The organism is Microcystis sp. M015S2, assembly GCF_020245945.1.
Lineage (GTDB): Bacteria > Cyanobacteriota > Cyanobacteriia > Cyanobacteriales > Microcystaceae > Microcystis.
The window spans coordinates 1-20,698 of record NZ_JADBTX010000019.1 but is presented as its reverse complement, the minus strand read 5'-3'; the positions used below and the strand labels follow the sequence as shown (position 1 = coordinate 20,698).

The following is a 20,698-nucleotide window of genomic DNA, read 5'->3' as shown; positions in this document are numbered from 1 at the left end:
ACGGTAATTTGATTGGGGGCAACCATAACGGTAAATAACTAAACTATGAATGCTCAACTGCTCACAATCGTTTTAATTTCTTTAGGGGTAGGTATTGGTTTGGCGATTCTACTCCTGATTTTAGTCAAGTTAAGACGCTGCAACCAACAGGTAAATAGTATTGTCGATCATCACTCTCTCATCGGTTTAATCGGAGTTGTTCAAATCCCCTTCGATAAAAATAGCAAGGGGAAAGTGCGAGTTAATGTCGGGGATAGTCTGATCGATATAGTAGCGATAACGGAAGGGGAAGAACAATTTAATGTCGGGGATCAAGCATTTATCCTCAATTTCCAGGATAATAAAGTTTTAGTCATTGCGGAAAAGTATATCAGAGGCGATTTGTAATTTCTTCTAGACCAAAGGGTAACTAACTATGAATAGTCAAAATAATTCCTATCTCATCCAAATTAATCCCAACCAATACGACAACAATAACAATAACAGTGCTGGCAATTTATTATTGAATAGTGTTCCCATTGCTTTATTGATATTTCTGGGGGTCGGTGCGATTTGGTTTATCAATTCTTTTTTGTGTATTTGTAAACCCAATGAAGTGGTAATTCTGAGTGGGATGAAACGCAAATCAAAAGATAGACAGGATGCAGGTTATCGAGTAGTATCGGGGGGTCGGGCGATTCGTATTCCAATTTTAGAAACCGTTAAACGCATGGATGTCACCACAACCCCGATCAGAATTGAGATTAAAAATGCCTATTCTAAGGGCAATATTCCCCTGAATATAGTGGCAATTGCTAACGTGAAAGTTAGTTCTAAACCTGAAATAGTCGGCAATGCGATCGAACGATTTTTAGATCGAGATCGAGAAGAAATTATTCGCGTAGCTAAAGAAACTTTAGAAGGAAACTTGCGGGGTGTAGTCGCAACAATGACCCCCGAACAAGTGAACGAAGATCGCCTAAAATTTGCCGAAAGTATTACCAGTAACGTCAGTCAAGATCTGTTTAAACTCGGTTTAGAAATTGATACTCTCAAAATTCAAAATGTTGCCGATGACGTGGATTATCTTAACTCCCTCGGACGGGAAAGAATCGCTTTAGTCATGCGTGATGCTGAAATTGCCGAATCAAATGCCCTCAATGAAGCTGAACAAATAGTTGCGGAATGTGAGGAACAGGCAACCGTGGCTAAAACCCGGGATCAAATTATCATTTTAGAGCAAGAAAACGAGTTGAGAAAGTTAAAGGCAAAACTGGAACAACAGGCAAAATCGGAAGAAGAAATAACTATTGCTGCCGCTAAGGAAAAACGTGCTATAGTTGAGGAAAAATTGCAGCAGGTTAGGGCAGAATTGGAAAGATTACGTCTCCAAGCAGATCAAGTTTTACCTGCAGAAGCGCAGCAGGAAGCTGAAACTTTCCGCGCTAGAGGAGAAGCGGCAATTTTTGAAGAAAATGCTAAAGCTGAAGCCTTGGTTAACGAATTATTCGCGGAAGTCTGGCAAAACACCGGCAGCGAAGCAGAAGCAATTTTCTTGATTCAACAGTTAGAAACTATCCTAGAAGAAGCGATCAAAATTCCTAAACGATTACACCTCGATCGAGTTAATATCGTTGATAATGGTGATGGTAAATCCCTGGCTACCCTGATCAAAGTCTATCCCGAAATCGTCAATCAATTCCTCGCCAGTGTCCATCAAACCCTCGGTATTGATGTAGTGGGAACTCTCACCAATAAAATTGAAAAATAGCAGTCAGAAAACCTACTAGACAGGCCTTCTAAAATAGATTGTTACCGAGATCGAGCAGGGTTAAAACCGCACTCGATCTCACCGATAAGAATCCCCGTCTTTTGCAAGCGGGGAAATGTCAACTCATCAATACTTGGGACCCTATCAATCGATTTTCCCAGTCGAAGCGGCATTAACTATAAACTTGCTAAAACCTCCTTAGCGGCGGCCAAAGTCCGTTCGATATCGGCCTCTGTGTGAGCTAAAGAAGTAAAACCAGCTTCAAACTGGGAAGGAGCTAGATAAACGCCTCTTTCCAACATTCCCCGGTGAAAACGACCGAATTTAGCCACATCGGCCTTTTTGGCATCTTCATAGTTATGCACGGGGGAGCCGGTGAAAAACATTCCGAACATGGCACTAATATAACCTCCAGAAACGCTGTGACCAGCATCTCTAGCCACTTTCAGCAGCCCTTCAGTTAAGGATTTGGTCACTTTATCGAGATATTCGTAGGTGCCGGGGCGCTGGAGTAACTCGAGGGTTTTAATTCCCGCCGTCATGGCCAAAGGGTTGCCGGATAAGGTTCCCGCTTGGTACATCGGGCCAGCCGGAGCCACCATCGCCATAATATCGGCCCGACCGCCGTAGGCCCCCACCGGCAGCCCACCGCCGATAACTTTGCCCAGGGTGGTTAAATCGGGGGTGATGCCGAATTTTTCCTGAGCGCCACCGTAGGCGATGCGGAATCCGGTCATTACCTCATCAAACATTAATAGGGCCCCGTATTCCTTGGTTAATTCCCGCAATCCTTCTAAAAAGCCGGCATCCGGCACGATAAAGCCGGCATTACCCACCACTGGCTCTAAAATCACCCCGGCGATAGAGTCGGGATTTTCGACAAAGAGGGCTTTTACCGCTTCCAGGTCATTGTAGGGGGCAGTTAAAGTGTTGTTAGTGGTGGTTTTGGGAACCCCCGGCGAGTCGGGTAGGCCCAGGGTGGCTACACCAGAGCCAGCTTTAACCAGGAACATATCGGCGTGACCGTGGTAACAGCCCTCGAATTTGATGATTTTATCCCGGCCGGTAAAAGCCCGCATTAAGCGCAGGACGGACATACAGGCTTCGGTGCCGGAATTGACAAAACGCACCATTTCAATGCTGGGAACGGCATCAATCACCATTTCAGCGAGAATATTTTCCTGGACACAGGGAGCGCCAAAACTGGTCCCTTTGTCTAGGGCCTGGTGTAGGGCGGCAATCACTTCGGGATGGGCATGACCACAGATAGCCGGCCCCCAAGTTCCCACATAGTCGATGTATTCGTTACCGTCCACGTCGCGAATATAGGCCCCTTTGACGCTTTCAAAAACGATAGGTTGACCACCGACGGATTTAAAGGCCCGCACGGGGGAACTTACACCCCCCGGCATTAATTTTTGAGCGGCTGTAAAGATTTCTTTCGATTTTGTTGTTTGATACGAAGATGTGCTAACCAATCCTGTCTCCTTGTCTATTTGAGTCTATCGGTTTCGGGGAATGCCCGGAGTTTTGTTTTGTTAATTTCCTGCTGCTTGTTCCATTTTAAAGATCACCAGCCTACATTTTACGCAATTTTTTCCCTAAGAAAGGCGCTGGTCGGCTCAAGTCTCGCTATTGTTAACTTGTAGCTTGATCCTTAACAACTTATGTAATTGGCTGAGAAGGAGCAAAAATTTCACTTTTGACAATTTTTCCACAATCTTTTCAGAATTGCCAGAAAAACCTAGCAATGGGCGAAGTTATTGCTATTGATAGATTTTAGACCGGAAAGAGCGATCGAAAAAAGCTCCGGTTTTCCACAGATTTTCCACAGGGGAATTCTTGCTATTATTTCTTAGCGTACAAAAAAACTATTCCTGCTATGAAATTTACCAGTAGTCAAAGCGAACTCAACAGCAATTTATCCCTAGTTAGTCGGGCCGTTGCCAGTCGTCCTACCCATCCGGTGTTGGGCAATGTTCTTTTTTGTGCCGATGAGGAAAAGGGCGAAATTAGCCTGACTGCTTTTGATTTGAGTTTAGGGATTCGCACCAGTTTTCGGGCCGAGGTGGTGGAAGGGGGCAAAATTACCCTGCCGGCAAAATTACTTAACGATATTGTCTCTCGTTTGGGAGAGGGGGAAATCACCATCTCTGTGGAAGAAAACGAGAATGATGAGGAGCATAGTCTCGCTTTCCTGAAAACTGCCTCGGCACAGTTCCAAATTCGCGGCATGAAGGCCGATGAGTTCCCAGAATTGCCCACGGTGGCCGATGGAGAAATTGTTAATTTACCTATAGTTGCCTTGACAGAGGGACTAAAAGGTGCTTTATTTGCCGCTAGTGGCGATGAAACTAAACAGGTGTTGACGGGGGTACATTTAACTAAAACCGTCGATTGTCTAGAATTTGCCGCTACAGACGGTCATCGTTTAGCGGTGGTACAAACTCCCCTAGAGGAGGTGGAAAGTGCCTCTGGTGGCTTTAATGTCACCATTCCGGCCCGGGCCCTGCGAGAATTGGAAAGAATGATGGCAACAAAACAAAATATCGAGACTATTACTCTGCACGTGGATGATTCTCAAGTCATCTTTGAAATGGGGGAACAGAGGTTAACCAGTCGTAAGTTAGAAGGGGCCTATCCCACCTATAATCAGTTAATTCCTAAATCCTTCGAGCGCTCTTTGGTTTTAGACCGCAAACAATTAATCCGTTGTTTGGAATTAGTGGCGGTTTTATCGGACCAAAAGAATAATTTAGTCAAGTTTAGCCTCGATAGCGAAAATGACCGTTTATCCCTAGCGGTGGAATCTCCCGATTTAGGTAGCGCCAAAGAGTCCATGGCGGCGGAAATTCAGGGAGAAAGTGGCGATATTGCCTTTAATGTTAAATATTTAATGGACGGTTTGAAGGCTTTACCCAATAATGATATCCAAATGCAGTTAAATGCTAGTACCCAACCGGTTATTTTTACCCCCTTGGGAGGTTTAAAGATGACCTATTTGGTGATGCCAGTACAAATTCGTCAGTAATTTTCCCCTAGCAATTATAGAAGGAGAGGGAGACTTTTCAGCTATCAGCTTTCAGCATTTGTTTGCCAATTGATTAGGCAGTTTTCTAGTTATTATCACAGTCCGAGTCCCTGACTGCTGACTGCTTAAAGACTCCTGACTCCCCCAATTCTGGTTAATTAATACCAATTATCCATCGACCGGAAAATTGAGGCATCGGGGAACACAGTGGGATTACCACTAGCGTCGATTTTTTGCCGTAATTCTCGCAGTTGTTGATTGCCGATGAGAAAATCACTTTCTACTAATTGATAGGGCAGTACATTATTATTTAAAGCATACACTGCCGTGATGCCGGCAGCTACCCCAGAGGACCACTCGAAGGAATGGACACGATAGGCGGCCGCGGCAATATGACTGAGAGCGATACTTTTACCCGCTATCAGTAAATTATCGATTTTTTGGGGAATTATAGCCCTTAAAGGGATCTCGAAGGGGTAAGCTTGGCCCTGTCCCTGTCTTTCTCCTGCTTTTTCTGTATTACCTGGTTTTTCGGGGGGATGTTCCGTCATGCAGGGATGAAAATCAATCGCATAGTGACCGATACCGACGGAATCGGGGTAAATAGTCGATCGCTTGCGTTTAACGGCCTGATCGGGGGATAATGTGCCATCAAGTACGGAAAATCCCTCTAATCCTGCCAAGGTGGCAATTAAGCGCCGATATTCTGCTGGAGAAAGATTTTGACGATAGAAATCGCTTTGAAAATTTTGTCGGGAAATATCGATTTCTGTGACGGTAAAACCAGCGGGGAAAGTCAGGGAAGGACGACCGATAATCCGTCTTGCTTCCCGAATATAGGGATATTTCGACAAACCGTGGGCAGTTCCCATGGGAGAATCAAAACCGGAGAGATAACGGTTATTCAAATGGGCAACTTTTACCCCGTCCCCTAACTGGGAATCGGTGGTTCCTTCTACTAACCAATAATAGTAGGAAATGGCGTGTTCTTCGCCCCTCGCGAGGGTTTCTGTGCGTAATCCTCCCATCCATCCCCCCGGAGATAACTGTCCTAACTCTTGCAACTGTTCACGGGTGTAGATAAAGTTATCCTTGGCAGTCCCCGGACGATAATCATTTCCCCAAGTCCAATTCTGCATGGAGATATCCCCTGGGACGGGTTCGGTAAAAGTAATTCCCCCAAAGGTTTTCTCTTTACCCAGTTGTGGACTCCAGATACGACGATAGGTGAAAACTAGGTCAAAATCGGCTAATCGCGGCAATTCATAGCTAAAATAGGGGGCATAGCGTTCATAATAAACGGGTTTCTCTTGGGTTTGTGGTTTTTCTGTTTCCTCCATGGCGAAGGTATAGGTAAAGCCTTGGGTACAGTAGGGGTCGCCAGTGACGCTAGAGGAAGAAGGTTCGAGATAACTGCGCTTATCGACCCCTAAACGGTAGGGAATATCTGATAATCCGATGATTTCCCCGGTTTCGGTCGCTTCAATCACATACCAATCTGCTAATTGATTCGGTTGGGAGGATTTGGGGACAAAACGGAGGATTTTCTTATCAAAACGGGGAGAATTTTCGTAGCGATAGATATCCTCCATTTTTTGCGATAAAAACTCGGTATTTAGGGGAGGAGTATCTTTTGCGGGACTATGTTGAATAGCAATTACACTGGTAATCTGTTGACCAGTGCCGCGATTGGGTAAAGTTTCAAGATTTAATTCTTTGACTACCGTGGAGGGAAACCATTTCAGGGTTCCTTTGCCTTTTTTGGCAGCGTCTTCTAACTGTTGAAATAATAATTTATGTCCATCAAAAGGCAAAAAACAAGACCCGCTTACCCAACATTCCCCGGGGTTGCGTTTGCCGTAATGCTTTCTAATTCTTTCCCTAAATTCTAGATAACCTTTCGGGAAAAATAATTTTTCTCTTTGTGTCCGTCTTTCATCTAATGCGGAGGTTCCCTGAGAAGATATCTGTCCCCCCACCCAGTCGGTAATCTCGGTTAAACAGACGGTTTTTCCTAATAATAAAGCTTCGTAGGCCGCACCGGCACCGGCTAAACCACCACCCACCACCAGAATATCACAGCCGACGGTTTGATCCGGTTCTCGCGGGGGGGCTGCTAGGGTAAGGGGAGTGAAAGCTTGTAGGAGAAATAATCCCAGAGAGAGGGATTTAAGAGGAGTAAAGTGATGATTGAAAATTTTAGGTGACATTATTGACAAATATCAATGTTGTGACTGAGAGTTTCCTCTTTCTTTGAAGAAGTAGCCAGAGAATCTGTTCCTGAAATCCTGATTCTTTTTTTTGGGCGATATTGAAAACTTTGTAGCTTGATGCTGGCTTTTGAGAGATTATACACCTTCAAGCTGACAATCGATCGCTTTTCTGGAAATGTCTTGACAAAATAGAGATAGCCTGATTCGGTGTCATTCCCTTTGTTATTCCCTGTAATCCTTCCTAAGTTAAATGCAAAACAAACCCGGGTAACACATCTTCCCCGGATAAAATAGCAGGTAAATTAATAATTTCCACATCGCTATTTAGTCGGTAGATTTCCACCTGCTGCTGTTGCGGATTAATCAACCAACCTAAACGTAAACCACTAGCTAAATATTCACGCATCTTGTCCTGTAAAGAGGTTAAGGAATCAGTACGAGAACGTAATTCAATCACAAAATCAGGACACAAAGGTGGGAACTTTTCTCGCTCTTCTGCGCTCAAAGCTTCCCATCTCTCCCGTTTTATCCAAGCAACATCAGGAGAACGATATCCTCCCTTTGGTAAACGAAAAATTGTCGAAGAACTAAAGACTTTACCAGAATTACTTTGACGATTCCAAATCGTTACATCAGCAATTAAATCAGCTTCTCGATTACCACTATTTCCACCCACGGGAGGCATAATTAACAATTCTCCTTTTTGATTACGTTCTAAATTCCATGTTTGATTAGCCTGACAGAGATGATAAAATTGTTCATCAGTCAAATTAACTGTCTCTAGATTTAACACTACAGTTTCCATAATCGCTTCTCCTTCTTGCTACTTTATAAGAATGGCTATATCGGTGATTCATCTCAACCTATTTATCTAATTGACTCTCTAAAAATTCTGGCCAATTGGGGTTAGTAGTGTCTAGGGAAATTAGATAGGGTTGTTCTTTTTCATTAAAAGGTTCTGTTTTCTCAATTTGGGCATTTAAAACCTCGATGGTAGCGTCAGAAATATCACCTTTTCTAGCGGCAATCCGTTGTTTTAAAACTTCTATAGGTGCGTGACAATGGACAATATGAAAAGGAATATGTAAATTTTGGGCATAGGTTAATAAGGGTTCTCGCCAAGCATATTTATCGTAGCGTGCATCGAGAATAACCCTATAACCTAAAGCTATTAAAATTTCGGCTAATTCTGTCAGTCTAGCGAAGGTTTTTTGACTCATTTCGAGACTATATATGTCTAGACTTCCTGCTTGATTTAAGTCAATTCCAGCCAAATGTTTGCGAACTGCATCGGAACGAATCTGAATAGCATTAAGATTTTTAGCAATTACTTTCGCTATGGTACTCTTACCCGAGCCAGAAAATCCCGACATCAGAATTAATCTCGGTTTCTGCGGTTGTGTGTAATGCCAAGCTAATTGATAATAATCCTGTGCATTGGCTTTAATTTTCTCGGAAAAAGTGTCACCATCAAGCAAAAAACTATTGACTTTTGCCCTCACATACGCTTGTCTAGTCAGGTAGAGAGGCAAGACTTTTAAACCCTCCCAGTCGGCGGTTTGTTCTAAATAAGTATTCACAAATAAATTAGCGAAATCTTCTCTCCCTCTAGCGGTTAAATCCATCGCTGTAAAAGCAATATCATACATGACATCAACGAAGCGAAAAGATTCATTAAATTCTATGCGATCAAATAATTGTATTTCTCCCTGCCACTGACAGATATTATTTAAATGTAAGTCGCCGTGACATTCGCGAATCATCCCTTTTATTTGTCTTTCTTCTAACCAATCTCGGTGTTCTGCGAAGAATTTATCTGTATAAGCTTTCGTTTCATCGTATTGTTTTTGGGTTTGGACAAAATTAATATATTTCTCGGTTTGTTGGTAGTTTTCATCAAAAGCTTGTTTAATAACTTCTAAATTGCCAAATTGAGTAATATGGGAATTAGTCAGAGCTTGTCGATGAAATCCTGCCACTTTTTCAGCCAAAGATTTTATAGCTTTTTCCGTTAGTTCTCCCCGTTCAAAAATTTTACTCAGTAAACATTCTTGGGGGAACTGATTCATTTTTAAAATGTATTCGATCGCCTTTCCTTCTCCATTTAAACTTATGCGACCCCGTTGCTCATTAATTGACAAAACTTCCAGATAGATATTGGCGGCAACTTTTTTATTTAACTCTAGTTCCTGTTCTAGATAATATTTTCTCTTTTCTAAAGTGGAGAAATCTAAAAAATTATAATTAACTGGTTTCTTGACTTTATAGGCATAATCTCCTGTCAAGAAGATAATGGAAGCATGGGTTTGGATAATTTCAACGGGAATTTTGACAGAATGAGGATAAAAGTCGGGATTTTTTAATTCTTCGATTAATTGGTTGCTATCCATAGCAAGAACTCCTCTGGGGTGCATCTTATTTTTGTAAATCTACTAAGTTGGGATTTTTCAAGGGAACCCCTCGGTTAAAATTGGGCGTTATTTCTGATTTTATCACTCAATCTTTGACTCTTGGGGGATTCTACCCCCCAAACCCCGTTGGTGAGGACAGGACTGTGAGTACAGGTCGCGCAGTTTCAGATGTCCGTGGAGGAAGTACCTCTTGCAAACGCTGGAAAGCATTAGCTTGACAAGTGGGATGCTGACACTGGTAGCATACATTTGTACCAGTTTACGGATGACTGATAAGTAGTCGTGCAAAATTAATTTCCTAGTCGAGACTCCGAGACTCCGAGACAGCTATCAGGGATCAGATTTGAGTTCACTGTTTACTGATCACAGCAAAAAGCGTTCAACTGACCCCTTAGATGTGTAATTAATTTTGCTTAGGTACTTAATTGCTGATTGTCGGTAAACTGTTGACTATCTAAATTACTCGTTAAGACTGCATGGGAACGGGGTCAGCTTTAAACGAAGGAATTAGGGGTACAGTTAGCTTGAGATAATTTTGGCGCCGGCTATTCCTTCTTAAGTTATATAGCTCTCTTATTCTTTGTGTGATAGGTTTAACTTAATATAGAAGCGATCAATCTTTGTGTCCTTTGTGTCTTTGTGGTTCGTTCCAGTCGCTCACTAGCAGGACTGTGTCTTAGAATATATTTTACCCACCAAACCCAAGAGAGCCGTTATAATTATAAGTCCCCCCCCCAACAGTTTGAAGAGCGATCAAACCCTTATCCAATATTTACCATCAAAAAGCAAGCATTTAGCCATGTTATCGACTATGATCGGCCTAGAGCAGAATTTGAAGAAGTACAAGGATTTTGGTTTACCCAGGCCTTGAAACCAGAAGATGTGACACAATTACTGTTAAGTAACTGTTCCGAATCACACCCAAAACTTTATTGAGAAGATAAATTAACTTAAAGACGAATGAGCCATGACTTTATCACACCCAAAACTTTATTGAGAAGATAAATTAACTTAAAGACGAATGAGCCATGGCTTTTGAGGGAGCATATTAACTTATATTTTTAGTTTTGTCGAGGTGCCGAAAAAATGATTAATAGTTCATCTAATTCCCGTTATCTCCTGATTGTGGAAGATCCTCAAGGTAGAAGAACAATTACCCTAGAAGAAATGAAATATTCTCTCGGACGTAAGTCCGATAATCAAATTGTTCTTCGCTCCAAACACGCGTCTCGCTATCATGCGACTTTAATTAAAAAGAGTATTGATAGCCAAAAATTTTCCTATTGGATTCTTGATGGTGATTTAGAGGGAAATAAAAGTCATAATGGTATTTATGTCAATGGGTCTAAATGCTTAATTCATGAATTAAAAGATGGTGATTTAATTAACTTTGGCTGTGATATAAATGCCAGTTTTCATTTAATAGCCAGTCAAGCAAAAATAGAGCGAGAATCAGTTGAAAGTCTAGGACAGTTACAAGGGAACCCTACGGAAAATGAAACCCATTCTAGCGATAATGACCCCCATGCAAAAAGTACCTTAATTCTCCATCAAGCTCCATCGCAAATCATAAGTTTTAATAGCAAGATTCAAGAGGAATATTCTTCGGTTGTTCTCACGGATTTACCTAACCGTTCTCTCTTTAATGAATATCTCTCAAGTGCTATTAATAATGCCTGGAAAAATAATAAACTGATCGGACTGTTATTAGTGGACGTAGGGCGGCTAAGAAATGTCAATAATAAACTAGGTTATCGACTGGGAGATAAACTATTAAAAATCTTAATTGAACGTTTAAGAAAAAGTTTGCGATCAGAGGATATAGTCGCCCATTGGAGAGGGTACGCATTTATTATCCTGCTGCCAGAAATTAATGATGCTAATGATCTAGAAAAAGTTAGTCAAAGAATTATTAAAACCCTAGAAAGTAATTACGAAATCGAAAATCACTCCCTAGTCGTGCGATTAAGTTTAGGTTCAGTTATCTATCCCCCCGACGGCACAGACAGGAAAGCAATATTACAGAAACTGGAGGAAAATTTAGTAGCAGTCAAAAATAATATAAATAATAACTCCCAGATAGAGTCAGTTAATGTTCACACCAAAAATACTCGTAGTTCTAAAGTTGAATATTTTCTCTATCAGGCAATGAGAAATAATGAATTAGCTCTTTACTATCAACCGCAAGTTAATATGACTCAGGGGCAAGTGGAAGGATTGGAGGTATTATTGCGCTGGTTACACCCTCAATTCGGATTAATCGCTCCTAATCGTTTTTTACCCTTAGTCGAAGAAAGCGAGTTAATCCTTGAGCTTAATCGTTGGGTGCTAAAAAATGCCTGTCAACAGGCACAAATATGGCAGCAGCGAGGGTTATTATACACTCCCATCTCGATCAATCTGTCCCCACACCAATTGCGCGATCCCCAGTTGTTCACCACCCTAAAAGAAGTCTTGACTGAAACCAAAATCGGGCCTTTCTTTCTGGAGATGGAAATAACCGAGACAAGTTTACTGGAAAATAGCCGCGAAACTGGTCGAATTCTTGGGGATTTGCAGAAATTGGGTATTAGTATTACCCTCGATGATTTTGGCAGCGGCTACGCTTCGATCGCCTATCTCGGTCAATTTCCCGTGAAAAAACTGAAAATAGAGCAATCTTTAACGAAAAAACTGACTAATACTCCCCAAGATACCCGTTTTATCTCGTCATTGCTGGCGATAGCGAAAAGTTTTAACTTAATAGCGATCGCCAAGGGAGTAGAAACACAACAACAATTAGAAATCCTGCAAGAATTAGGTTGTGAGAGAATGCAAGGCAATCGCATCAGTTGCCCCCTAGCAGTGGAGGAAATGACTACATTTCTCCACACCCACCGCACCCTCTCAGTTGGGGATTAGGAGTTAGTCCCGATGAAAAAATTTTCACCAGCACAGATGAAAGAGGTTTCTTTCCCCACATCCTACACCCCACACCCTCTTTCCAGTCAGGAGACAGGAGACAGGAGACAGCTTTTGTGTATTCTCCCCACTTGCCACTCGCCACTTGCCACTGATAACTGATAACTGATAACTGATAACTGATAACTGATAACTGATAACTGATTTTGGCCACTGATTCCGGTATGATCTGAACAGAGAATCTAGTATTAAATACCTACTCATTCTAGCGTGAGGCTCTTGCCGAACCTGTCAGCAGCAGAAATTTTTGGCGGCGGGGTACTGCTGGATCCAGAGTCTGGTTTAATTACATACTATGGGTTAACAATTAGTTGTGTATTTAGAGGGAAACTATGGCCAATAAGCCAGAGCGCGTGGTTCTAATCGGTGTAGCTGGGGACTCCGGTTGTGGGAAGTCTACTTTTTTACGTCGTTTGACGGATTTATTCGGGGCCGAGTTTATGACAGTGATCTGTTTAGATGACTACCATTGCCTCGATCGCAAACAGAGAAAAGAGGTGGGTGTCACCGCACTCAATCCGAAAGCGAATAACTTTGACCTGATGTATGAGCAGATTAAAGCTCTCAAGGAAGGTCAAGCCATTAATAAACCTATTTATAATCATGAAACGGGGATGATCGATCCCCCCGAAATCATCGAACCGAATAAGGTAATCGTGATCGAGGGACTGCACCCCTTATATGATGAACGAGTCCGGGCCCTATTAGATTTCAGCGTTTATCTCGATATTAGCGATGAAGTCAAAGTTAACTGGAAAATTCAACGGGATATGGCCGAGCGCGGTCACACCTATGATGATGTGATGGCGGCTATTAATTCTAGAAAACCGGATTTCAGTGCCTATATCGATCCCCAAAGACAGTACGCTGACGTGGTGATTCAAGTGCTGCCCACCCAATTACTTGAAGATCACGAAAGTAAGTTACTACGGGTCCGTTTAATCCAGAAAGAAGGGGTAGAAAACTTTGAACCCGCTTATCTGTTTGATGAAGGTTCCACCATCGATTGGCGGCCCTGCGGTCGTAAATTGACCTGCACTTATCCCGGTATTAAACTCTACTATGGTCCAGATGGCTTCTTGGGGAATGAAGTGTCGATTCTGGAACTAGATGGTCAATTCGATAACCTCGAAGAAATGATCTACATCGAAAGCCATTTGAGCAAAACTGGCACTAAATACTACGGTGAAATGACCGAATTACTGCTCAAACACAAGGATTATCCCGGTTCCACCAATGGTACGGGTTTATTCCAAGTCTTAGTCGGTCTCAAAATGCGTGAAACCTACGAAAAACTAATGGCAGCCGAATCAAAAGTGGCAGCCCAAGTCTAGTTTTTAGTTTTGACCGAACTGGCATCCTATATGGTTAGGATGCTGGTTTTTTTTAATCCACTAATCCCGATCGCAGGGCCAGCACTGCCGCTTGAGTCCGATCATCCACAGAGAGTTTATTTAAGATATTGCGGACATGGGTTTTCACCGTGCCGATGGTGATATAGAGTCGCTCGGCAATCTGAGCATTACTACAACCCGCAACAATCAGCTCGAGAATTTCTCGCTCTCGTCCCGTTAGGGACACATTTTCCCGCCATTGGCTATATTCTCGGTCAAGGCCGTGAATTATCACTGTTTTCGACCTGGCAGCCGCACCGACGGGAACATTTTGGCGCACTTGTTGCAGAATAATATTGGCGATCGCAGGGTCAAGCCAATGATTGCCTTCGTGGGTGGAATAAATCGCCTCGATTAACTTATCAATGCTAATATCCTTCATACAGTAGGAATCAGCCCCAGCACTAAAAGCCGCTAAAACCTGTTCTTGGGTTTTGTGCATGGTTAGCATGAGGATTTTCGTGGCCAGGGGGTCTTCGCCCCGATTTTGTTGGAAGCGTCGCACTAACTCGATCCCATCGATCATGGGCAAACCTATATCGATGATCGCCACATCGGGTTTAGTCTCCTCTAGCAGTTTCAGTCCCTGTAATCCACTGATCGCTTCCCCTACCACTTGAATACCTTCCCGATGCTGGAGAGCCACCACTAAGCCCATGCGCGTTAAATCGTGGTCTTCTACAACGATAACCCGCACTTTATCCATATTTTTTGACCAGTTTCGCCGAAGTAAGTGATGATTTGATAATTTTGGCTTTTCGATTATTCGAGCCGCTCCTTAACATTGACTTCACTCCCTTCCTCCTTCTCTGAATTCCGCTTTCTTATTCTTCATTCGGCAATCCCCTTTTTCCGGTTGATTTTATTGATACTTACTAAAAGCAGAGATGGCAAATATACTTAGCCTCCCCTAAAATCTACTCAAATCTACCCAAATCACCCAGAATTTTCTGCTTTAATTATTTCTTTATAATATCATACAAATCTCGATTATGCAAGGATTTGGCTTTTCTGGTTTCTGTGTGGAAACGAGGCCTATACTGATAGTTGATTTATTCACCAAAATAGCCCTAAAAGTCTTTCCCAGTAAACATTTCAGAATTTGATCGGCAAAAATTATTACACAAAGTCGAGAAGAGCCAAGATAATTTTAAGAAGAATACATCTTTGAGCTGCTTGGATTTTCATAGAATAGAACCAAGCTCTGGTTTAATTAATTTTTTAGCCTATATTAACAAAAAAATAATCTAAAACTAATAAATAATTTATGGTTTCTTGATTTAAGTAATCAATAATTAATTCAAACTATTCTATTGATAACTAGATAGTTTCTCAAAATTACTCTAGTCCTTTAGTTTATGGATAGAGGTAGTTTTTGTCTATTTTTCGCCCTTGGCCGTCACCTCCAATGGGATTGAGGCGGAATTTTTCCCCACTGTGCCAATCGATATAAACAAATAAAAATGGTGTCAGTAGGGAAAAAGCTCACCCCGAGGATTCCTGTAAAAAAATTAATTCAGCCGGTGTTACCGCTCCTTTTTCCGTAATGATAGCGGTGATTAAAGCGGCGGGAGTAACATCGAAAGCGGGGTTATAAAAGTTAACATCTCTGGGGCAAACGGTAGTTGTCCCCACCTGATAAATTTCGGCACGATCACGCTGTTCGATCGGGATACCCGTACCGTCTTTAAGGGAAAAATCCACCGTCGATAGGGGGGCAGCCACATAAAAAGGCAGATGATGAGCTTTTGCCAGCACCGCGAGGGAATAGGTGCCGATTTTGTTAGCCGTGTCCCCATTGGCCGCAATGCGATCGGCCCCAACAATCACCGCATCGATCAGTTTTTGCTGCATACAGTGGGCCGCCATGCTATCGGTGATCACGGTGACGGGAATTCCCTCCCGCAGACATTCCCAGGCGGTTAATTTTGCCCCTTGCAACCTTGGCCGGGTTTCGTCTGCATACACTTGTATTAATCTTCCCGCCGTCCAAGCGGAACGAATCACCCCTAAAGCAGTACCATAACTGGCCGTGGCCAGGGAACCAGTATTACAGTGAGTTAAAATTGTCAGTTTTTCTGGTTGCTCTGGCAGCGCCAATAAACCATGATGACCGATCGCCCGACAGGTTTCCACATCTTCTTTTTGGATATTGTGGGCAGTTTCCAGGAGATTTTTGCTAATTACTGCCACTTCTGGGCCACTTTCCTGGGCCACTTTTAACATTCGCTCGATCGCCCAGAATAAATTCACCGCCGTCGGCCGGGTTTGCGCTAATCGCTCGGCTATTCTAGTTAAATCGGCCAGAAATTCTTCTGTCTGGTCGGTTTTAATTTCCTGCGCTCCTAAAACCATACCATAGGCAGCCGCTACCCCGATCGCCGGGGCACCGCGGACAATCATCGTTTCGATCGCCCGGGCCATGGCTTCACTGCTGGTGATCTCAACTTCCTCATACTCCATGGGTAAACGGGTTTGATCGATCAGCCAAACTTTGTTATCTTGCCAACGCACGGGATAGATTGAGTTATTCTCGGCATTGTTTGTGGTCATAATTAGTAATCTCCGTAATAGTTGCAAAATTTTGTTTTTTTTTAAGAGGTCTAGTCCCGTGCGCTCTAGTTACTTTAAGCGAGCCAGCTTGGATTCTGGTCATAGCTAGATTAGGGTTTAATCTGATACATCCCGAATTTTATCCTTTATATTCTTGTCTAAGTTTTTGGACTCTTTCTATCTCTTTTCTGGTCGGGTGTAGAGTTTTTTTTTGCGGGTGATTCTCAAGCGTTCGGCTATTCTTGCCACTGTCGCCACACTTAACACTATACCAGTTCTTTCTAGGAATAGTTCCGATAGTTCGGCTAGAGTTGCGTCATTATTTTCCTCAATCAAATCACCGAGGGCGATCACCTGTTCTGGCGTAAGTTTTAAATGACGGCCACATCGATAAGTCTTCGGTCGAATATCTCCCGTTTCTCGAGATTGCTTCAAAAGCTTTTGTACGAAACTTAAGGTTACGCAGAATCTTTTCGCTAATTGTCTTTGAGAGATGGGTTCGTTATAATAACAGTCTAGGATTTTCTGACGGAACTCTACTGGATAGGATTTCATTTTTTTTACAATTTAGCTATCGATAACATTATACTCATTGAAGACATTATGCTGCCGGGTCGATTGTACCCAGTAACAAGTAGTTCAAAAATCAATACAATTACTTTGGGGTAAGGGTTTGGTGATTTTGCTTGGGAGGAATTTCGGGAATAAATAAAAATAATCTCTTGTCTCGTGACGACTGACAACCGATGTTTACTTTTCCTCTTGTCTTCTTGCTGCTAATTGGTCTAAAATTTCGGCGTGAACTTGGCGAGTAATTGGATAAAAATAGGCAAGAATTAAGCTAATGATCAGAAAAAATGCCGGTAAAGGCGCAATTGCTAGGCGAATTGCTATTAAAGCACTATCCGGCTGCAGGGGAATTGCTTCTCCTAGAATTCTCGGTTTAAAACCCGATGTTTCTAGAGCAATACCGACAAGAAATAACCCCAAAGCTAAACCAATTTTTTGCAAAAGTACCATAAAAGCATAAAAAATACCTTCTCGACGTTTTCCTGTTTCTAATTCGTCTAATTCAATCACATCAGGAACCATTGACCAAGGAATTAAATAGGCCACAGATACGCCAAATCCTGCCAAAACTGCCAAAGTATACATTAAAGTTATTTCTCCTGGTTGGAGCAAAAATAAACCGATTTGGGCAATAATCCAGAATGTCATCCCTAAAAAATAGACTATCTTTTTGTCTAATTTCTGACTAACTGCTTGCCAGAAAAATAACATCACTAAAGCTGTTCCCTGTACTGCTAAAGCGACTAAACCCGATTCTGCTTCCGATAGTCTCATGTAGCTGACGACGTAGTAAACCAAAATCGAGGCGGTTAATTGTACTCCTAACCAAGCACAAAGATAGATGCCAATAACGTATAAAAAGGGACGATTACCAAAAACTATTTTTAATTGTTCTTTCAGGGGAATAGTTTCGGTATTATTATCCGCTTCTCTCTGTTTAATTGCCGCACCATCCCTGAGATGATTTTCAGTTTTACCATAGTAAATATTTAACCCAGAAACTATCCCTTCTATTCCTAATAAAATTGTAGAAATAGCGATAAAATCTCTGGGATTTCCCCCCATTTTTCCTACTCCATAGACAAAGGAAAGCGCACCGATAACTATAAAAGCAATTGCCAAAACTTTTTTCCGAGCGGGATTAAGAATCGCTTTTGCTCCTCGTTCTTGTAAAACTAAAGCGCACCAAATAACTGCTATAATCGACATTAAAGCACAAACTGCACCTAACAATAAAAAAGCTTGATGGAGATCATTGGCATAGGAGGATGAGACGAGAATATAGAGAATTAATGAGAGAATGCTACCCCCGATCGAAAAGGCAAAACGAAAACTATTTAAGCGGGTTCTCTCATTATAATCATAGGTTAATTCAGGGGTGAGTGCCTGGTAGGGAAGATTGACTACTGTATAGGTTAAATTAAAAATAATGCCGATAAAAATATAATATAAAAATAACCATAATTGGTTATTAGTCGGGATTAACCACAGTAAAAAATAGCTAATTCCGAAGGGAATCGACCCCAATAACATCCATGGTAAGCGACGACCCCAGATCGTACGAGTTCGATCGCTCCACATGCCAATGATCGGATCGTTAATAGCGTCGAAAATTCTCACCACCATCAGCACACTACCAGCTAATCCTGCCGATAATCCTGCCACATCAGTGAGGAAAAATAGCAGGTAAAATACTGAGATATTGGCAGTGATAGCCGGTCCCAAATCGCCAGCACCATAGGCGATTTTTGTGGTTAAATTGAGTCTTTCAGCAGTTAAATGAGCCATAAAAGCAATTACAGAGACTAAAATAAGCTTAACCGTTCTGGGGGCATTTGTAACCTTTGTCAGAACAGTTGAGGAACTTTAATTTTTTTATCTCTAGTAATTCCCGAAAATATCCAGCGTTAAAAAGGGAAGATTCCTCGATGACACCGGGGAAAGAGAAATAGCTTTATCTTTGGCATCCGAGAAAATTCTGACTATTCTATCGCCTTGGCCAGCATTATGAGCTAAACTGACTAATATCAGTTATTTTAGCTATCAGCATCCGAATTTCCCTGATTCTGGCAGTTACACGCAAGAAGAGCCACAAGATTGTTCTTTTTCGGACTGTTAGCGGTTAGGATCTATTACTTGGGAGACGCTCGAAATAGATCAAGAAAGTGTGATAGTACAGATAAGAGATCGGGGAAAATTTTTTCGCCAAACCTAAACCTTTTTGACACTGACGTTCTATGATGCCTCATATATTCCTATTTTTAGAGATTTTTTCCCAAGAAGGTGGTATTCAATCCTATATCAAGGATGTTCTGCAAGCCTATCTCACTTTACCCGATTCTGAGGCGGCCGAGGTTTTTTTACTGCGGGATGCCCCTGATTGTCCTAATCCTTTTAAAAATCAAGGTATTACCTTTCATTACCTGAAAAATAACTCAGCAACTCTCGGACGCATCCAATTAGCCCTTAAGTTTTTAGTTTCTCTCCTCCAGAAACGTCCCCAACAGGTTTTTTGTGGTCATATAAATTTAGCCCCCCTCACCCGTCTTTATTGCCAAGCTTTAGACATACCCTACACCGTCCTTACCTACGGCAAAGAAGTCTGGGAACCTTTACCAAATTCCCAAAAACAGGCTCTGCAAGCGGCCGAATCGATCTGGACAATTAGCCGTTACAGTCGCGATCTTATGTGTAAGGCTAACGCTATCGATCCCAAAAAAGTAGCAATTCTCCCCTGTGTGGTGGATGAGGAAAAGTTTAATTTAGGTGAAAAGTCCTTGACATTAATCAAAAAATATGATATAGAAAATGCCAAAGTTTTATTAACAGTGGCCCGATTGTGGTCGGGGGATATCTATAAAGGGGTAGATGTTACCATTCGGGCCCTGCCGACAATTCTAGAGACTTATCCCGAAGTAAAATATCTAGTCATCGGACGAGGGGACGACCGCCCAAGGTTAGAAGCTTTAACCAAGCAGTTAGGAGTGGATAAACAGGTAATTTTCGCGGGTTTTGTCCCGACGGAGGAATTAGCGGACCATTATCGTTTGGCCGATGCTTACGTTATGCCTTCCCGGGAAGGGTTCGGGATTGTTTACCTAGAAGCGATGGCCTGCGGTGTTCCCGTGATTTCTGGAGATGAGGACGGTTCAGCAGAGCCGCTCCAGGATGGTTTGGTGGGGTGGCGCGTTCCCTATCGAGATGCTGAAAAGGTGGCTAAAGCTTGTTTAGAAATTTTGCCAGGTCAGGATCAACGTTGTCACCCGCAATGGTTGCGTCAACAAACTCTAACTAAATTCGGCAAAAAGACTTTACGAGCAAAATTAGAGCAGTTAATCTAAATCCCTATGCTCTATGTTAGTGCGGGTTTTGGGGAGCATCCCAGAGCTGCACGGGCAGGAGACCCGTTTTACATAGATTCTCTAATTTTATCTGTGGGCTAGGCCTCTAGCCCGTCCTTCCTGTCATTCAACCAGTTTACCTAAATTACACTAAATCCGGTTATTAAAAACTGCTGATTGTCGGTATTCCTGCAAATGTAAGATGCACCAGGTCAATTTATTGCGGGGGAACCTAGGAGCGAAGGTGATAATTTCGGTCAAAGAAATAAGTAGAGGTAGAACCTCGCTTATCTGCATTGCAAGCTATAACCTTACAACCAGTCAAAAATATTTGGCTCTTCTCGGTTCTGTGTGATCAGTTTAACTTACATAGGATCGATCTTTGTGTCCTTTGTGTCTTTGTGGTTCGTTCCACCCCCTCGCTAGGAGCAATGTATCTTAGAATACATTTTACCCACCAAATCCAAGAGAGCC

At 42.3% G+C, this 20,698-nt stretch carries 14 protein-coding genes; 6 read left to right on the top strand and 8 right to left on the bottom strand.

Annotated features, from left to right (window positions below; translation table 11 throughout):
* Window positions 1–45: 45 nt before the first annotated feature.
* A complete protein-coding gene (locus tag IM473_RS04950) occupies window positions 46–387 on the top strand; it encodes a hypothetical protein (protein WP_061432977.1) in 342 nt (113 codons plus the stop codon).
* Between the two features lie 28 nt (window positions 388–415).
* Window positions 416–1,750: a flotillin family protein gene (locus IM473_RS04945; RefSeq protein ID WP_287657880.1), complete on the top strand. Its 1,335-nt coding sequence runs from the start codon at window positions 416–418 to the stop codon at window positions 1,748–1,750.
* A 176-nt stretch (window positions 1,751–1,926) separates the two neighbouring features.
* On the opposite strand, the gene hemL is transcribed toward IM473_RS04945, so the two are convergent.
* Entirely contained in the window at window positions 1,927–3,228 is a 1,302-nt protein-coding gene (gene hemL / locus IM473_RS04940) for a glutamate-1-semialdehyde 2,1-aminomutase (RefSeq protein WP_043996299.1), read from the bottom strand.
* Window positions 3,229–3,632: 404 nt separating this feature from the next.
* On the opposite strand from hemL, the gene dnaN reads away from it, so the two are divergent.
* On the top strand, window positions 3,633–4,781 hold the full coding sequence (gene dnaN, locus IM473_RS04935) for a DNA polymerase III subunit beta (protein ID WP_002739977.1): 1,149 nt from the start codon (window positions 3,633–3,635) through the stop codon (window positions 4,779–4,781).
* A 158-nt stretch (window positions 4,782–4,939) separates the two neighbouring features.
* Here dnaN and IM473_RS04930 read toward each other — a convergent pair whose 3' ends face one another.
* The 3 genes from IM473_RS04930 to IM473_RS04920 form a co-directional block, all read right to left on the bottom strand.
* The gene (locus IM473_RS04930; RefSeq protein WP_287657881.1) at window positions 4,940–6,991 is read right to left on the bottom strand and encodes an FAD-dependent oxidoreductase; all 2,052 of its coding nucleotides are present in this window, start codon (window positions 6,989–6,991) and stop codon (window positions 4,940–4,942) included.
* A gap of 244 nt (window positions 6,992–7,235) precedes the next feature.
* On the bottom strand, window positions 7,236–7,799 hold the full coding sequence (locus tag IM473_RS04925; RefSeq protein WP_287657883.1) for a Uma2 family endonuclease: 564 nt from the start codon (window positions 7,797–7,799) through the stop codon (window positions 7,236–7,238).
* A 58-nt stretch (window positions 7,800–7,857) separates the two neighbouring features.
* Window positions 7,858–9,384: a bifunctional aminoglycoside phosphotransferase/ATP-binding protein gene (locus IM473_RS04920; RefSeq protein ID WP_287657885.1), complete on the bottom strand. Its 1,527-nt coding sequence runs from the start codon at window positions 9,382–9,384 to the stop codon at window positions 7,858–7,860.
* Window positions 9,385–10,491: 1,107 nt separating this feature from the next.
* On the opposite strand from IM473_RS04920, the gene IM473_RS04915 reads away from it, so the two are divergent.
* On the top strand, window positions 10,492–12,306 hold the full coding sequence (locus tag IM473_RS04915) for an EAL domain-containing protein (protein ID WP_287657886.1): 1,815 nt from the start codon (window positions 10,492–10,494) through the stop codon (window positions 12,304–12,306).
* Between the two features lie 392 nt (window positions 12,307–12,698).
* Entirely contained in the window at window positions 12,699–13,700 is a 1,002-nt protein-coding gene (locus IM473_RS04910) for a phosphoribulokinase (protein WP_149985530.1), read from the top strand.
* A 52-nt stretch (window positions 13,701–13,752) separates the two neighbouring features.
* Here the strand turns inward: IM473_RS04910 and IM473_RS04905 are convergent, their stop codons facing one another.
* The 4 genes from IM473_RS04905 to IM473_RS04890 all read right to left on the bottom strand — a co-directional run bounded on the left by IM473_RS04905 (window position 13,753) and on the right by IM473_RS04890 (window position 18,671).
* On the bottom strand, window positions 13,753–14,466 hold the full coding sequence (locus IM473_RS04905) for a response regulator (RefSeq protein ID WP_287657887.1): 714 nt from the start codon (window positions 14,464–14,466) through the stop codon (window positions 13,753–13,755).
* A 779-nt stretch (window positions 14,467–15,245) separates the two neighbouring features.
* Complete coding sequence (gene mtnA / locus IM473_RS04900) at window positions 15,246–16,313, bottom strand: S-methyl-5-thioribose-1-phosphate isomerase (RefSeq protein WP_287657889.1); 1,068 nt, start codon at window positions 16,311–16,313, stop codon at window positions 15,246–15,248.
* 177 nt (window positions 16,314–16,490) lie between these two features.
* Window positions 16,491–16,868 carry a helix-turn-helix domain-containing protein gene (locus IM473_RS04895; RefSeq protein ID WP_287657890.1) on the bottom strand — a complete coding sequence of 126 codons (378 nt, stop codon included), beginning with the start codon at window positions 16,866–16,868 and terminating at the stop codon, window positions 16,491–16,493.
* Window positions 16,869–17,063: 195 nt separating this feature from the next.
* Window positions 17,064–18,671 (bottom strand): MFS transporter, encoded by a 1,608-nt coding sequence (locus IM473_RS04890; RefSeq protein WP_287657891.1) that lies wholly within the window; start codon window positions 18,669–18,671, stop codon window positions 17,064–17,066.
* Window positions 18,672–19,120: 449 nt separating this feature from the next.
* Between IM473_RS04890 and IM473_RS04885 the strand changes: the two genes are divergently transcribed.
* On the top strand, window positions 19,121–20,224 hold the full coding sequence (locus IM473_RS04885) for a glycosyltransferase family 4 protein (RefSeq protein ID WP_287657892.1): 1,104 nt from the start codon (window positions 19,121–19,123) through the stop codon (window positions 20,222–20,224).
* Window positions 20,225–20,698: the final 474 nt, after the last annotated feature.

Bases quoted from the DNA above. Each gene is read 5' to 3' on its own strand.
- IM473_RS04950 (WP_061432977.1), top strand. From the start codon at position 46: ATGAATGCTCAACTGCTCACAATCGTTTTAATTTCTTTAGGGGTAGGT.
- IM473_RS04945 (WP_287657880.1), top strand. From the start codon at position 416: ATGAATAGTCAAAATAATTCCTATCTCATCCAAATTAATCCCAACCAA.
- dnaN (WP_002739977.1), top strand. From the start codon at position 3,633: ATGAAATTTACCAGTAGTCAAAGCGAACTCAACAGCAATTTATCCCTA.
- IM473_RS04930 (WP_287657881.1), bottom strand. From the start codon at position 6,991: ATGTCACCTAAAATTTTCAATCATCACTTTACTCCTCTTAAATCCCTC.
- IM473_RS04925 (WP_287657883.1), bottom strand. From the start codon at position 7,799: ATGGAAACTGTAGTGTTAAATCTAGAGACAGTTAATTTGACTGATGAA.
- IM473_RS04920 (WP_287657885.1), bottom strand. From the start codon at position 9,384: ATGGATAGCAACCAATTAATCGAAGAATTAAAAAATCCCGACTTTTAT.
- IM473_RS04915 (WP_287657886.1), top strand. From the start codon at position 10,492: ATGATTAATAGTTCATCTAATTCCCGTTATCTCCTGATTGTGGAAGAT.
- IM473_RS04910 (WP_149985530.1), top strand. From the start codon at position 12,699: ATGGCCAATAAGCCAGAGCGCGTGGTTCTAATCGGTGTAGCTGGGGAC.
- IM473_RS04905 (WP_287657887.1), bottom strand. From the start codon at position 14,466: ATGGATAAAGTGCGGGTTATCGTTGTAGAAGACCACGATTTAACGCGC.
- mtnA (WP_287657889.1), bottom strand. From the start codon at position 16,313: ATGACCACAAACAATGCCGAGAATAACTCAATCTATCCCGTGCGTTGG.
- IM473_RS04895 (WP_287657890.1), bottom strand. From the start codon at position 16,868: ATGAAATCCTATCCAGTAGAGTTCCGTCAGAAAATCCTAGACTGTTAT.
- IM473_RS04890 (WP_287657891.1), bottom strand. From the start codon at position 18,671: ATGGCTCATTTAACTGCTGAAAGACTCAATTTAACCACAAAAATCGCC.
- IM473_RS04885 (WP_287657892.1), top strand. From the start codon at position 19,121: ATGATGCCTCATATATTCCTATTTTTAGAGATTTTTTCCCAAGAAGGT.